Origin of the sequence: Mesorhizobium sp. (assembly GCF_004962925.1) — a bacterium.
In the GTDB taxonomy this organism is placed as follows: domain Bacteria; phylum Pseudomonadota; class Alphaproteobacteria; order Rhizobiales; family Rhizobiaceae; genus Mesorhizobium.
Genome location: NZ_SUEO01000204.1, coordinates 7,367 through 7,874, shown reverse-complemented (window position 1 = coordinate 7,874; position 508 = coordinate 7,367). Strand labels below are relative to the sequence as shown.

Here is a 508-nt window from a genome sequence, read left to right as displayed (position 1 = left end):
GTGTCGGCGAGCAGCAGCTGGTCGAGATCGCCAAGGCGCTGTCGATGTCAGCGAGCATCCTGATCATGGACGAGCCGACATCAGCGCTTTCGCCGGCCGAATGCCAAAGGCTGTTCCGGATCATCCGCCAGCTCGCCGACAGCGGCGTGGCTATCGTCTACATCTCACACCGCATCGACGAGGTCATGCATCTGGCCAGCCGGGTCACCGTGTTTCGCGATGGACGCCACGTGCTGACCGAGGCGATGGCAAGGCTCGACGAAAACATCATCATTTCGGCGATGGTCGGGCGAAGCCTGCTTGCCTCTTCCCAGGAGGAGCGCGGCCCCAGCGGCAAGGTCGTCCTCTCCGTAAGCGGCTTGTCACTGTCGAAACCTGACCGCCACGGCTGGCGCACCGCGCTCGACGGCGTCGGCTTCGATCTTGCCGAAGGCGAAATTCTCGGGATAGGCGGGCTGCTGGGCTCGGGACGCACCGAAATCCTGGAGACCATCTTCGGTTCCAGCGG

At 63.8% G+C, this 508-nt stretch carries 1 pseudogene; it reads left to right on the top strand.

Annotation, left to right across the window (positions count from 1 at the left end):
• A pseudogene (locus E5W87_RS28675) lies at window positions 1-508 on the top strand (D-xylose ABC transporter ATP-binding protein); the annotation flags it as partial.